At 39.9% G+C, this 13077-nt stretch carries 15 protein-coding genes; 7 read left to right on the forward strand and 8 right to left on the reverse strand.

Annotation, left to right across the window (positions count from 1 at the left end; all coding sequences use genetic code 11):
* Positions 1-2: 2 nt before the first annotated feature.
* Genes dapB through ACSLUF_RS11185 form a run of 4 tightly spaced genes read left to right on the forward strand, consistent with a single transcriptional unit; the run spans position 3 to position 3437 of the window.
* Positions 3-704: a 4-hydroxy-tetrahydrodipicolinate reductase gene (gene dapB / locus ACSLUF_RS11170; protein WP_435622865.1), complete on the forward strand. Its 702-nt coding sequence runs from the start codon at positions 3-5 to the stop codon at positions 702-704.
* A gap of 47 nt (positions 705-751) precedes the next feature.
* Positions 752-2494, forward strand: a complete 1743-nt coding sequence (gene lepB, locus ACSLUF_RS11175) for a signal peptidase I (protein WP_435622866.1) — start codon at positions 752-754, stop codon at positions 2492-2494.
* Positions 2491-3117: a WbqC family protein gene (locus ACSLUF_RS11180; RefSeq protein WP_435622867.1), complete on the forward strand. Its 627-nt coding sequence runs from the start codon at positions 2491-2493 to the stop codon at positions 3115-3117. Before lepB ends, ACSLUF_RS11180 begins: the two co-directional genes overlap by 4 nt.
* Positions 3117-3437 (forward strand): DUF6122 family protein, encoded by a 321-nt coding sequence (locus ACSLUF_RS11185; protein ID WP_435622868.1) that lies wholly within the window; start codon positions 3117-3119, stop codon positions 3435-3437. Before ACSLUF_RS11180 ends, ACSLUF_RS11185 begins: the two co-directional genes overlap by 1 nt.
* Here the strand turns inward: ACSLUF_RS11185 and ACSLUF_RS11190 are convergent.
* The 6 genes from ACSLUF_RS11190 to ACSLUF_RS11215 form a co-directional block, all read right to left on the reverse strand.
* Positions 3414-4280, reverse strand: coding sequence for an endonuclease/exonuclease/phosphatase family protein (locus tag ACSLUF_RS11190; RefSeq protein WP_435622869.1), 867 nt, complete (start codon positions 4278-4280; stop codon positions 3414-3416). The genes ACSLUF_RS11185 and ACSLUF_RS11190 overlap by 24 nt on opposite strands.
* 171 nt (positions 4281-4451) lie before the next feature.
* Complete coding sequence (locus ACSLUF_RS11195; RefSeq protein ID WP_435622870.1) at positions 4452-5315, reverse strand: rhomboid family intramembrane serine protease; 864 nt, start codon at positions 5313-5315, stop codon at positions 4452-4454.
* Between the two features lies 1 nt (position 5316).
* Positions 5317-6051 (reverse strand): rhomboid family intramembrane serine protease, encoded by a 735-nt coding sequence (locus tag ACSLUF_RS11200; RefSeq protein ID WP_435622871.1) that lies wholly within the window; start codon positions 6049-6051, stop codon positions 5317-5319.
* Complete coding sequence (gene mutL, locus ACSLUF_RS11205; RefSeq protein WP_435622872.1) at positions 6052-7899, reverse strand: DNA mismatch repair endonuclease MutL; 1848 nt, start codon at positions 7897-7899, stop codon at positions 6052-6054.
* A 432-nt stretch (positions 7900-8331) separates the two neighbouring features.
* Positions 8332-8814: a 6,7-dimethyl-8-ribityllumazine synthase gene (gene ribH, locus ACSLUF_RS11210; protein WP_435622873.1), complete on the reverse strand. Its 483-nt coding sequence runs from the start codon at positions 8812-8814 to the stop codon at positions 8332-8334.
* A gap of 6 nt (positions 8815-8820) precedes the next feature.
* Entirely contained in the window at positions 8821-9579 is a 759-nt protein-coding gene (locus ACSLUF_RS11215) for a tetratricopeptide repeat protein (protein WP_435622874.1), read from the reverse strand.
* A 126-nt stretch (positions 9580-9705) separates the two neighbouring features.
* Between ACSLUF_RS11215 and recF the strand changes: the two genes are divergently transcribed.
* From recF to ACSLUF_RS11230, 3 genes are read left to right on the forward strand one after another with little or no spacing between them, the layout of a single operon-like run.
* Positions 9706-10788: a DNA replication/repair protein RecF gene (recF, locus tag ACSLUF_RS11220; RefSeq protein WP_435622875.1), complete on the forward strand. Its 1083-nt coding sequence runs from the start codon at positions 9706-9708 to the stop codon at positions 10786-10788.
* 1 nt (position 10789) lies between these two features.
* Positions 10790-11212 carry a lipocalin family protein gene (locus ACSLUF_RS11225; RefSeq protein WP_435622876.1) on the forward strand — a complete coding sequence of 141 codons (423 nt, stop codon included), beginning with the start codon at positions 10790-10792 and terminating at the stop codon, positions 11210-11212.
* Positions 11213-11509 carry a DUF721 domain-containing protein gene (locus ACSLUF_RS11230; protein WP_435622877.1) on the forward strand — a complete coding sequence of 99 codons (297 nt, stop codon included), beginning with the start codon at positions 11213-11215 and terminating at the stop codon, positions 11507-11509.
* Positions 11510-11559: 50 nt separating this feature from the next.
* Here ACSLUF_RS11230 and ACSLUF_RS11235 read toward each other — a convergent pair whose 3' ends face one another.
* Together ACSLUF_RS11235 and ACSLUF_RS11240 are read right to left on the reverse strand one after the other, a co-directional pair.
* Positions 11560-11979 carry a nucleoside-diphosphate kinase gene (locus ACSLUF_RS11235; protein WP_435622878.1) on the reverse strand — a complete coding sequence of 140 codons (420 nt, stop codon included), beginning with the start codon at positions 11977-11979 and terminating at the stop codon, positions 11560-11562.
* Between the two features lie 49 nt (positions 11980-12028).
* Complete coding sequence (locus tag ACSLUF_RS11240) at positions 12029-13075, reverse strand: alkaline phosphatase D family protein (protein WP_435622879.1); 1047 nt, start codon at positions 13073-13075, stop codon at positions 12029-12031.
* Positions 13076-13077 lie beyond the last annotated feature (2 nt).

Here is a 13077-nt window from a genome sequence, read left to right on the forward strand (position 1 = left end):
GTATGAGGATTGGATTGTTTGGTTACGGAAAAATGGGTAAAATGATTGAAAGCCTTTCCATTGAGAGGGGTCATGAAATTACAGCAAAAATCGATTTAGGAGAACGGGAAATTGATTACTCCGCCTTTGACATTGCCATTGATTTTAGTACCCCAGATGCCGCTTTTAAAAATATAACCACATGTTTTGAGCATGGAATTCCAGTAATATCTGGTACTACAGGTTGGTTGGACAACTTTGACCAGGCGGTTTCCATATGCAATGCCAACGAAACCGGTTTTATCTATGCTTCGAACTTTAGCTTGGGTGTCAACATATTTTTTGAATTGAATGCACAATTGGCCAAAATGATGGCTGCCCTAGACCAATATGAGGTATCCATGGAGGAGATTCATCATACCCAAAAACTTGATGCCCCAAGTGGAACGGCCATCACTCTTGCTGAAGGCATCACAGCGAACTCATCATATACCAATTGGAAACTGGATAAAGCGGGAGAGAATACAATTCCTATCCATTCAAAAAGAGAGGGAAGTGTTCCAGGGACCCATAGTATTGAATATAGTAGTTCGGTGGACAGTATTGAAATTAAACATACTGCACATAATAGAAAGGGGTTTGCATTGGGAGCTATCCTGGCCGCAGAATGGTTAGTGGGCAAAAAAGGAGTGTTTACAATGAAAGATGTGCTTAATTTGTCTTAAATCAGTAACATTTTTGAGCAAATGAGGTCTAAGAAACAAAGTAGTTTATGAACGGAACACAGTGGTTGATTTTTATTCTGATAATCCAAGTCATTCATTTCTTGGGCACTTGGAGACTCTATGTCAAGGCGGGTAGAAAAGCTTGGGAAGCTGCCATTCCCATTTACAATGGCGTTATTTTGATGAAAATTATCAATAGACCTTGGTGGTGGGTTTTGCTGTTGTTTATTCCCATCATTAACCTATTGATGTTCCCAGTAGTTTGGGTGGAGACCATACGCAGTTTTGGAAAAAACAAAATCTGGGACACCTGGTTAGTAATTCTGACTCTAGGTTTTTACATCTTTTATATTAATTACGTAGAGGATGTCACCTATATCTCTGACCGCAGTCTTAAGCCAAGAACCGGACTTGGTGAATGGGTGAGTTCCATAGTTTTTGCCATTGTGGCTGCCACCTTTGTCCATACCTATTTTATTCAGCCTTATGTCATTCCTACCGGGTCTCTGGAACGCACACTGCGTATTGGCGATTTCCTGTTTGTAAGTAAATTTCATTATGGAGCGCGAGTGCCCATGACCACCTTGGCCGCTCCCATGGTTCACGATACCATTCCAGGGTTGAAAAAAAGGTCTTATTTGGCCGATGTGAACCCCGAAACCTATAAAAAATCATGGATTAACAAACTGCAATTACCGTATTTAAGGCTACCAGGATTCCAAGAAATAAAAAAGAATGATATAGTAGTTTTTAGCTTGCCTTCCGATACATTATATCAATTTTTTAGAGCCGAAAAAGCAGTAAAAAAACCTATTGATAAAAAATCGAACTATGTAAAACGCTGTGTAGGTACACCTGGGGATTCTTTGCAGGTGATTGATGGATTCGTGCACATTAATGGCAAACAGCTACAGCTCTCTGACCGGGCCAAAGTCATGTACGATTATATCATTTACAGTAAAAAAGGAGTGTCCAGCAGGTATTTAGCGGAGGTTGATGCTGCCGACTATACCCGTAAATATTTGACCAATGCCCTAAATCCAGGTCAATATGAAGCGCTAAGACCCTACATTTTAGGGGCGTATAAAAATCAAAGTGGGACTTACGAAATCATTACGCAAGAAAAAGGATTATCGACAGAGGTTATAAGAGAATTGCGTTTGGCCTTGACGGAGGAAAAACCTCTTTCACGTATTGCCAACATGACGGATGAGATGGTGCAACAATTGCGAGCCAATCCGGCCATAGATTCGGTGGTAAGAACCAATGAAAAGAAAGGAGTTTATGGTGGTTCCTTCCCTCAAAAACCTAATTTCTATCCATGGAACAGTGACAATTTCGGACCCATTTATCTTCCTGAACGCGGAGCTACCGTCAAAATTGATTATAAAACCATTCCGTTGTATAAAAAGATTATTCGGGATTATGAGTTCAATGATGTCAAAGTGGACGGAAATACGGTTTACATCAATGGAGAAGTTGCGGATTCCTATACGTTTAAGCAAGACTACTATTGGATGATGGGGGACAATCGCGATCATTCTGAAGATAGTAGAGCCTGGGGATATGTCCCAGCAGACCATATCGTTGGAAAACCGGTATTCCTTTGGATGAGTTTTGATAACTTCAATGACGGTATTTTCAATTGGAAGCCTAGAGGAGAGCGTATCTTTACCACGGTTGGTGGTAGTGGAGAACCCGTTTCGTATCGTTGGTATTTCCTAGCGGTTGTTATCGGGTGGTTTGTTTTTGACTTTTTTAGAAAGCGAAAGAAGAAGAAAAATACTTGAGCGTACTACTGCATCCCACATATTTTCCCAGTATTGCCACTTTTGCGGTAATTGTCCAGAATGAGATTATATGGGAGGCATTTGATAACTTTCAAAAGCAAACCTATCGCAATAGATGCTATATCTGCACGGATCAAGGTAAGCACATGATGAACATTCCTATAAAGCATGTCGGCTCCAATCAGGGAAGACAACTATACGCCGATGTAGTTTTGGACCAAACCACACCTTGGCAAAAACAACATTGGAGAACGCTGGAAACGGCTTACCGTACCTCCCCTTATTTTGAGTTTTATGAAGATGATATAAAGCCTTTATATGAAAAAACGGAGGAGCGACTCTTCACCTTTAATCTAAGAACTATCCACACGATTTTGGGATGTTTGGGCATAGAAAAAGAGTTTAAGAGCACTTCAAAGTATGAGATTCAGCCGACTAATTTGAATGATGCGAGGCATTTGGTCGATGCCAAGAAACCCTTTGAGTTTTCTTTGCCTAAGTATGAGCAGGTATTTGAGGAACGACATGGGTTCATAGCCAATCTTAGTGTTTTGGATTTATTGTTCAATGAAGGGCCCAATACCGTAGATTACCTTATGAACCAATCCTTAGAATTTCTATAATGCTTCGCTTTATTTCACATTACGGAATTCACTTTATTGTTCCGATTATTATTGGATTTGGTTTTTTCAAAAAAGATCAGCTCAAAATGACCTTAATTCTATTATCCGGTATTTTGATTGACCTTGACCATTTATGGGCCACTCCAATTTTTGATGCTAACCGATGTAGTATTGGATTTCATCCTTTGCACAGTGTATGGGCCATCATAATCTATGCTCTACTACCTTTTTTTCCGAAAACCCGGATTTTGGGATTGGCGCTTATTATTCATATTATCGCCGATACTGTCGATTGCTTATGGATTGGTTTTCCGACGTAAAGTCGCTTTAATTGGAAAATGGTCAGATAGTTTTACATTATAATTTTTATGCTCTATTACCTCAAAAGATGGGTCGGGCAACACGTAGTCGATTCGAATAGGTAAACCAAACAAACTGTAGGTTTTCCCAAAACCAGATCCTTGTTCGAAAAAGGTATCTTGCAAGTCTCCGCGAAGTCGTTTGTATACATTGGAAAATTGCGTGTTGTTCATATCTCCGCAAACTAGATAGGCGTAAGGACATGATTTTCTATGGTTTTCAAAAATCTCAACTTGTTCCAATTGTTTATCAAAAGTAGTTATCAGTCTTTTGTAATTTTTCTCGGTTTCTTTTTCAGAAAAGGTATTCTTCGATGGCGCAATTCTGAAAGACTCTAAATGAATATTGTACACACGAATAGTGTCCATATCAATCAAAACATCGGCGTAGATAATATTATTCTTGGTCTTTGGTAAATCGAGAGACCCCCATGACACAATAGGATACTTTGAAAAAATTGCCTGATTACTTTTTGGATTAGATTCTACATAAGGCGTTAAAGTCTTATACGGAAACTGTACGAATTGATTCCTACGTTCCCTACTATGCTCTTGAATACATAATATATCTGGATTTTCACCTTTTACAAGTTCCAAAATTTTATCATCAATACCATTTTCCTTAATCCACCCATACTTGTTAAATCCCCTAACGTTAAACGTCAGTATAGCTAAATCCTTTGGTTTCTTTTCTCTTTCATCGTTGAACATCGCATAAAAAGAACCGAAGAAAACGTATGCCAGAAAAAGACATCCCAAGGACAATACTAATTTTCTGGATTTCTTTATCAACCAGAATATCAAAAAGAAAAGGTTTATTAAAAATAATAAGGGTACAAATAGACTAAAAACAGAAAACACAGGAAAACTCCGTATCTCGAAATAGAAAAAAAGCGACAGGACCAACAGTAGTCCTGAAAAAAGTATATTAACAAAGAACAAAAACTTGTTCATATGATAAAGAGGTCATTTGGTCTAATCTTCCTTACCTGCCTTGAATAAAAAATCCTTTTCGGCTTTGGACAGGCTTTCGTACCCAGATTTACTTATTTTATCCAAAATGGCATCCACTTTTCGCTGTCTTGCTTCCTTATCGTAATCAAAACCGGCTTTTTTGTTTTTGCCCTTTTTATATACAGTTTTTAGGGGTCCCTTTTTTTCTCTCCTTTTAAACAGATTGCCTAGTCCATTCAACATGCTGGTGAAACCAGCTCCAATATCCTTTCCATTTAATAATTGTCTCGCATAGACATAACCTAAAAGGGCACCTCCCAAATGGGCTAACCTACCTCCAACATTACCTCCATAGGGTATTTGTATCAAATCAATCAAAACAAAGAAAGCTCCAACGTACCATAACTTCACGTTGAAGAAAATTATTCGTACTTCTTGATTGGGTATATATGCACAGATAAAAATCAAAACCGCGGTAACTCCTGCAGATGCTCCTATCAAGGCCGTATTGGTATTCAACAAAGTGGGAAAGATGTTGTAGCTCAAAAGGAACACTAATCCGCCTACAATTACTCCCAGAAAGTATACAGCTAAAAACCTTTGATTATCAAATAAATTTAAAAATATACGTCCGGTAAAATAGAGCATCAACATATTCCAAAAAATATGCCCCAATCCTGCATGAAAAAAGGAGTAGGTTACCAAGGACCAGGGCTGACCCAAAAATTCTCCCAATATCTTAGGTAAATGGAACCATTCGGATACTGATGCACCCAAAAGGGCTAATGCCAAGCCATCCAAAATAAAGACAAGCACATTGGCCACGATAAGCTTTTCTGCAATATTCAGTCGAGCAAAATTGTATTGCAATCCTCCCTGTGCCATTTTAATCCCAACGATTTTGATTAAACTGATTCTTTTTCCAATACCACATCATGATAAATCCAATCAAAGCCCCTCCAATATGTGCAAAGTGGGCAACCCCTGTGTTTATATTTCCAATACCAAAAATCAAGTCGGCTGCCAACAACAAGGGAACAAAATACTTTGCTTTTATGGGCACTGGCAAAAATATTAACATCAATTTAGCTTCCGAATACATAAAGGCAAAAGCCACCAATATTCCATAGATGGCCCCAGAAGCCCCAACAGCCGGAGTGTTGTACGCACTTAGAAAATTGTCTATTGTACTTCGAGAAGCGACGCTGTACCAATCCGTACTGTATTTCCCTTGGGATATGATGTCCAGTACTTGGTTCTCTGTCATGCCGGAATTTACCAAAGCCTGCATTCCCTCGTTGAACATATAATAGTTGACACCGCTATGCAAGAGAGCTGACCCAAGGCCCGCTGAAAAATAGAAAAACAAGAACTTATTCCGGCCCCATACACGCTCCAAAGGAGTACCAAAGGCCCAAAGTGCATACATATTAAACACAATATGCATAAGTCCGCCATGCATGAACATGTGGCTAATCACTTGCCACCATTGAAAATTGGTGTTCTCTGGAAACCATAAAGACAGCCATTGGTAAAGTAAATCACCATATATTTGAGTGGCAAAAAACAAAATGACATTTATGATTAAAAGGTGCTTAACCGCCTGCGTCAATCTACCCATTTAAAGCAATTTTTTTTCTACATCTCCTTCGGAGATAATGGTATATGTTTTTTTTAGTTTTGGGCTCAAAGTAGGTTCCTTACAAGCAAACAAATCATGCAACAAAGCCATTTGCGATTCTTCGTTTAATACTTCTCCTGATTTAATGGCTAAGTTTTTGGCTAGGCCCTGAGCCAATAGTTCTGCCTGTGACACCCCTTCATTCCTAAATCCTTCTTTGAAGTCCGCGATTAATAAGTCCAATACCGTGCCAATCTTACTTTCCGATATCATGGCCGGTACAGCTGTCACTTTTACAGTTTCTTTTGCTAAATCTTCAAATTGAAACCCCACATTATTTAAACTGTCCTGAATCTCCTCAAGAATTGCCCGTTCCTGAGCTGTAAAATGGACCTCCAAGGGAAACAAAAGTTGTTGTCCCAATCCCTTTTCCACGGTTATTTCTCCCAAAAACTTTTCAAAAAGCACCCTTTGGTGAGCACGATTCTGGTGAATGACCAAAAGTCCTGATTTTACAGTACTCACCACATATTTTCGTTGCAATTGAAAAGTAACCCCCGTTTCCTGGGTCAAGTCCTCTTCAGCATATAATGAGGATTGGACGGCCGTTTCTGATTCAATTTCAAAGCTTGAAAAATCCTTCTCTGGATTTAAAGTATCCAACCCTTCATACAGGTTTTCCCAACCCTTGGCACTTTGCTTTTGGTAGGAAGAATCCCCTTTAGTCTTTGCGACTACATTATCAAAGGGATTAAAGGAAGAATCCACAGTCACCTTGGGTAAAATGGCTGTCTTATTTTCAAAGGCATACGGGGTATCCAAATTGGAATCCCGATCAAAGTCCAGAACGGGAGCCACACTAAATTGTCCCAAACTATGCTTCACCGAGGACCTTAATATAGCGTACAGTGTATGTTCATCATCAAACTTCACCTCGGTTTTGGTTGGGTGAATATTGATATCAATGGATTTCGGGTCAACCTGCAAGTATAGAAAGTATCCTGGATAGGTATCCGGCTTAATCAATCCTTCAAACGCATTCACTACCGCATGATGCAAATAAGGGCTTTTTATGAAGCGGTCGTTCGCGAAAAAAAATTGTTCCCCCCTGCTTTTTTTGGCGAATTCAGGTTTGCACACAAAACCAGAAATTTGGACCACTTCCGTCTCCTCGTGCACTGGAACCAGACGTTCATCCATCTTGCTGCCAAAAACATTGACAATTCGTTTTCGAAACGATGTGACTGGAAGATTGAATATCTCAGACCCATTATTATACAAATGGAATGCAATCTTGGGATGTACCAAAGCCACTCTGTGAAACTCGTCCATAATATGGCGTAGCTCCACCTGATGTGATTTTAAAAAATTGCGTCTAGCCGGAATATTGAAAAATAAATTTTTCACAGAAATAGAGGTGCCTGATGGAGTAGCAACCACCTCTTGAAACATAACCTTACTTCCCTCAATCTTGATATGAGTGCCCACATCGGAACTTTCCTTCCGAGTTTGCATATCCACATGGGCAATGGCTGCAATGGATGCCAAAGCTTCTCCACGGAATCCCTTGGTTCGCAAATTGAAAAGATCTTGCGCATCTGAAATTTTGGAGGTGGCGTGTCGCTCAAAAGAAAGTCGGGCATCAGTCTCGCTCATACCAATCCCGTTGTCAACAACCTGAATCAGGGTTTTACCACCATCTTTTACAATCAGTTTGATTATAGTGGCTCCTGCATCAATTGCATTTTCCAACAGTTCTTTCACCACAGAAGCAGGACGTTGGACAACTTCCCCCGCTGCAATCTGATTCGCAACATGGTCCGGTAAAAGTTTAATGATATCAGCCATTAAAGAAAAGGTATTCGAGCCCGTAGTATCGAATAATAAAGTAAACGCACGCGCACAGGATAGCAAGAATTACAAAAAAGCGACCTGCATTATTTCCAGCGGGCTTGAAATCTTTCCGGGAATTCCATTCTTCGCGAAAATTTATCTTTCGCCTACCGCCTTCGGCAAATTTGGTATTATCCGGAAGATTTTGATACTTTTTCCTTAATGCGTCCAGTCTCTCTTTACGCTCATCGTAATACCGAGGTGTGTAATTGAACTTATTATTTTTTGTTTGTTTGAATAAACTGAATCGCATATATCAAAGGTACTCAAAATGGAAGTATTGCTTAAGACAGGCGTCCCAAAAAATGTTAACAGTTTCGGTAAGTTCAAATACAAGAATAATGGGAAAACTCCTTAAACTTGGAAGTTTGGAAGTAAACCGCTGTTCTATTCACCCAAGACTGCCATCTTAATGGCAGCAATCGCCGCTTCGGTGCCCTTGTTTCCGTGTTTTCCTCCGCTGCGGTCAATGGCTTGTTGGAGGTTGTTATCGGTCAAAACGCAAAAGATGGTAGGAACCCCAAAGGCAACATTCAAATCCTTGATACCCTGTGCTGCTGCGCTGCAGACAAAATCGAAATGACTTGTCTCTCCACGAATTACACTACCAATGGCAATTACGGCATCAACTTTCTGGGTCTGAAGCATTTTTTTGGCTCCAAAAGTGAGTTCAAAGCTCCCGGGAACATTCCAACGAAGAATATTTTCCTCTTTAGCCCCACAGTCAACCAACGCTTCTACTGCGCCGGAATATAGCCCTTCAGTGATTTCCTCATTCCATTCAGAAACAACAATCCCGAATCGCAATTTTGATGCATTCGGGATTTCGTTTTTATTGTAGGCGGATAAATTTTTGTTCTCCGTTGCCATATTTACTTAGTTCTGTGACAAGCCTATAACCACATCAATGTTGAGCGCCTCTTGAGAGGATGAAAAGTCATTTTTGATACGCTCAAAATAACCAAGGGCTTTGTCTTTTTGTCCCAAATCCAGGGCAATTACTCCTGCTTTGTACAAAAAACGAGGTGTAGTATAATCGTTGTTGTCATGGTTGAATGCTTTTTCATAATAATCTAAAGCATCCTCCTTTTGACTGAGTTGTGCAAAAGCATCTCCAATACCCCCTTTGGCCATAGCACCCAAAATGGCGTCATCGGAAGAGAAATCCTCCAAATAGGAAATGGCCTCTTGGTACTGTTGTAAATTCAAATAGGCCATTCCTGCCGAATACTTGGCCAGATTAGCCGCCTTTGTACCCTTATACTCTTCCATGATATCCAAGAAACCATATTTTCCTTGTGCACCGTTCAATGCCAAACCGAACAAGGAATCCCTTTCCGTTTCATTGGTTAATGCTTGGTCAAAATACTGTTGTGGATAAAACAATTCATTGGCTGCAGAAGCTTCTTTGGGCTTTTGGATAAACTCGTTATATCCCAAAAAGGCTAAAACCGATATGGCAACGATACCAATCGCACCTAAAATGTAGCTCTGATTTTTGCGTACCCATGCTTCGGTTCTTGAAGCACTTTCATCCAAGGTGCTAAAAACTTCTGCGGTCGTACTGTCCTCATCTATCCTGACTTCCTCTACTTTATTCTTCGGCTTAAAGCCCCGCTTCTTATATGTAGCCATTCTTTGTTTTATTAATCGCGCAAAAATAAAGTTTTTATCCAAAATCGAAAGGCTATTTATTCGTTATTTTTGGAATCTTTAATTGGTTTCAACCCTTACGCTTTTCGCAAGGGAGACCTGCATATTATGTTTTTAAAACACTTATCCTTAGTCAATTATAAAAATTTTGATTCCATTAATTTGGAATTTGACCCTGTCATCAACTGTTTGGTGGGAAATAACGGGATGGGTAAAACTAATATCCTTGATGCCATTTACCACCTTTCTTTTGGCAAAAGCTACTTCAATCCCGTGTCCACACAAAACATCAAATACGAGGCGGATTTTTTCATGATTGAAGGGGAATTTGAAAAAGAGGGCAGGAATGAAAAAATCACTTGCGGCTACAAAAAAGGGTTAAAAAAAGTAATCAAACGCAACGGAAAGGCCTATGAAAAATTTTCTGAACATATTGGTTTCTTGCCCCTGGTGATTATTTCACCCGCGGACCGTGATTTGATTATTGAAGGGAGTGAAACCCGAAGAAAGTTTATGGATGGCGTGATATCCCAGTCCGATAAAACGTATCTTCAAAGCCTTATCAAATACAATAAGGTCCTGTCCCAAAGAAATTCCCTGTTGAAGTACTTTGTGGCCAATCAGACTTTTGATCAAGATACGCTGAGCATTTACAATGAACAGTTACATACCTTGGGAACCGATATCCATACCAAGAGAGAGGTGTTTATCAAAGCTTTTCTACCTATTTTTCACGAGCAGTATGAACATATCTCAGAAAAGGCTTCAGAGAAAATAGGTTTGGCTTACGAAAGTCAATTAACCAATACTTCTTTAAAAGCACTGCTTGAGAATTCTATTGAAAAAGATAGAGCTCTGCAATACACCAGTGTTGGTATTCATAAAGATGACCTGAGTTTTACCATAGAGGGACATCCTATTAAGAAGTTTGGAAGTCAAGGGCAGCAAAAATCGTTTTTAATTGCCCTAAAATTGGCGCAGTTTCATTTCATCAAAAAACAGGCGGGTACCACCCCTATTCTCCTTTTGGATGATATTTTTGATAAGTTAGATGAAAATCGCGTTGGGCAGATTGTGGCCTTGGTGGACAATGAGAGTTTTGGTCAGCTGTTCATTAGCGATACCCATGCTGATAGAACGGAAAAAGTGGTAAGCAGTATGCAACAGAGCTATAAAATTTTTACCTTGTAGAATGAAGCGATACCTTTTCATACTCTCCTTTTTTCTGTTTTTTTCTTGTGCCGATAAGAAAGTCAGCAAAGAGGATTTACACCATTTGAATGGGTATTGGGAAATACAAAAAGTGGAATTCCCAAATGGTCAGGTCAAAGAATATAAAGCCAATACCATGGTGGACTATATTCAGTTTGAGAATGGAAAGGGGATGCGAAAAAAGGTTCAACCTAGATTGGATGGCACCTTCATTACCTCTGAAGATGAGGAACCCTTTGAACTCATTCTAGTGAACCAAGAGTATTCGATACATTACAAGAATACCCTAAGTGAGTGGCAAGAAAAACTAAAGGTGCTGGATTCCTTGTCCTTCGTCACTCAGAACGAGGAGGGCATTCGTTATTTTTACACTCGATTTCAACCCATTTCAATCCAACTATAAATGGCCAAACGACAAAACTCTTATCTTCCTTTAAACGAAGCGCTTCAGGAATTTATTAAAGAAAGTAAGCTCCAAAAAGGGATGGATAAGGTTGACGCCCGAAGGGCTTGGGAAGAACTGATGGGTAATGGGGTGAACAATTACACAAATGGGGTAGAACTAAAAGGAGACACCTTATATGTTGCCCTGTCCTCATCCGTTTTACGGGAAGAACTCAGTTTGGGAAAAACCAAAATCATCGCTATGTTGAATGAGGCTTTGGGACAAGAGCTCATCCGAAAGTTGGTACTCCGCTAAACGAAAAAAGCCACTCTGTTGAGCGGCTTTTATTTCAGTTGTATTGTTTTCTAGAATACCTCTCTTCCCGAAAAGTGAAAGGCTCCTTCAATAATAGCATTGTCGTCGCTATCAGAACCGTGTACCGCATTCTCAGCAATATTGGATGCGTATAATTTGCGAATGGTTCCCTCCGCAGCTTCTTCTGGGTTTGTCGCCCCGATAAGCGCTCTAAAATCTTCTACGGCATTGTCCTTTTCCAAAATGGCAGCAACAATAGGACCTCGGGTCATAAACTCTACCAATTCCCCGAAAAAGGGTCTTTCTTTATGGATAGCGTAGAACTCTTGGGCATCTCTCTTGCTCAATTGTGTGTACTTCATGGCCACAATTTTAAAGCCAGCTCCTGTTATCTTTTCCAAAATTGCACCGATATACCCGTTCTCGACGGCATCTGGTTTAATCATGGTGAATGTTCTATTTCCAGTCATTTTTTTAAAATTTTGCGCAAACATACGCTTTTTCGTTCAAGCCACAAGACTAATAGGCCTGTTTCAATTCCTGATAAACATGGCCATTTTCGCCCATTATTTTCATGTGGGCCTTGTTTTGGGCCAAATCCAAATGAATGACTCCGTAGCTAGGCACAGAAACTACATCCCCTACCCTAAAACTGTTGGGCTCAGATGTAAAACTGGAATACGAATGGGTCAGACCGCTGCTTGTAAAATCAATCAAGGGATAAGATAAATTAGGCAGGTTGGTTTTGGAAAACTCTGAAATATGGCGATCTCCCGAAAGCACCATAACTCCTTTTGCACCTGACTCCGAAATGAGTGTTTTTAATTTTTCCACTTCATGGGGGAAATTTCCCCAGGTCTCAAAACCATGTTCCCAAGAAAGGAATTGGATACTGGTAGTAATTAGGTTGAAATCAGCATCGGAAGTTTTGAGCTCCTTTTCCAACCACTGCCATTGCGTATTTCCCAAAACGGTCGACTCTAGGGAGTTGTTAATTTTATATCGTCTGCTAGAAATGGTATCCTTTTCCAAATTGCTTCGGAAATAACGGGTATCCAAAACAATCACTTTAATTTTTCCTTTAGGATGTGAAAAACTATGGGAGGAATATACACCTTCCTGTTTTCTACGAGGGTCTTCTTCTGGCACTCCCATAAAATCCAGAAATAACTGTTGACTGGGGTCTTTCATCACATGCTCTACCCCGCCGTCGTTTTTGCCATAGTCATGGTCATCCCAAGTGCCAATTACGGGAACAGTAGTGAACAAAGCCTTGTACCCCGGATTATTGCGTTGTTTGTTATACATCGATTTCATTTCGGCCATATCATCCGTATCGGCATAAATGTTGTCCCCACCCCAAATCCAAACATCTGGTTTTTCATTTAATATGTCATCCCAAAAAGGATTTTCAACATCTTGTTTGTTACAGGACCCAAAGGCAACAATAAAGAAATTGCCATCTGTAAAACTGGTAGAAGCGCTTTCCGCAATGGCCGTATTTTGTGCTGATTTACAACCAAAAAACAGAGTAATTGTAAAAACGCAAGGTATAAGGTATTTCATTC

Source organism: Flagellimonas sp. (assembly GCF_965601775.1).
Classification (GTDB): domain Bacteria; phylum Bacteroidota; class Bacteroidia; order Flavobacteriales; family Flavobacteriaceae; genus Flagellimonas.

Bases quoted from the DNA above. Each gene is read 5' to 3' on its own strand.
- dapB (WP_435622865.1), top strand. From the start codon at position 3: ATGAGGATTGGATTGTTTGGTTACGGAAAAATGGGTAAAATGATTGAA.
- lepB (WP_435622866.1), top strand. From the start codon at position 752: ATGAACGGAACACAGTGGTTGATTTTTATTCTGATAATCCAAGTCATT.
- ACSLUF_RS11185 (WP_435622868.1), top strand. From the start codon at position 3,117: ATGCTTCGCTTTATTTCACATTACGGAATTCACTTTATTGTTCCGATT.
- ACSLUF_RS11195 (WP_435622870.1), bottom strand. From the start codon at position 5,315: ATGGCACAGGGAGGATTGCAATACAATTTTGCTCGACTGAATATTGCA.
- ACSLUF_RS11200 (WP_435622871.1), bottom strand. From the start codon at position 6,051: ATGGGTAGATTGACGCAGGCGGTTAAGCACCTTTTAATCATAAATGTC.
- mutL (WP_435622872.1), bottom strand. From the start codon at position 7,899: ATGGCTGATATCATTAAACTTTTACCGGACCATGTTGCGAATCAGATT.
- ribH (WP_435622873.1), bottom strand. From the start codon at position 8,814: ATGGCAACGGAGAACAAAAATTTATCCGCCTACAATAAAAACGAAATC.
- ACSLUF_RS11215 (WP_435622874.1), bottom strand. From the start codon at position 9,579: ATGGCTACATATAAGAAGCGGGGCTTTAAGCCGAAGAATAAAGTAGAG.
- recF (WP_435622875.1), top strand. From the start codon at position 9,706: ATGTTTTTAAAACACTTATCCTTAGTCAATTATAAAAATTTTGATTCC.
- ACSLUF_RS11225 (WP_435622876.1), top strand. From the start codon at position 10,790: ATGAAGCGATACCTTTTCATACTCTCCTTTTTTCTGTTTTTTTCTTGT.
- ACSLUF_RS11230 (WP_435622877.1), top strand. From the start codon at position 11,213: ATGGCCAAACGACAAAACTCTTATCTTCCTTTAAACGAAGCGCTTCAG.
- ACSLUF_RS11235 (WP_435622878.1), bottom strand. From the start codon at position 11,979: ATGACTGGAAATAGAACATTCACCATGATTAAACCAGATGCCGTCGAG.
- ACSLUF_RS11240 (WP_435622879.1), bottom strand. From the start codon at position 13,075: ATGAAATACCTTATACCTTGCGTTTTTACAATTACTCTGTTTTTTGGT.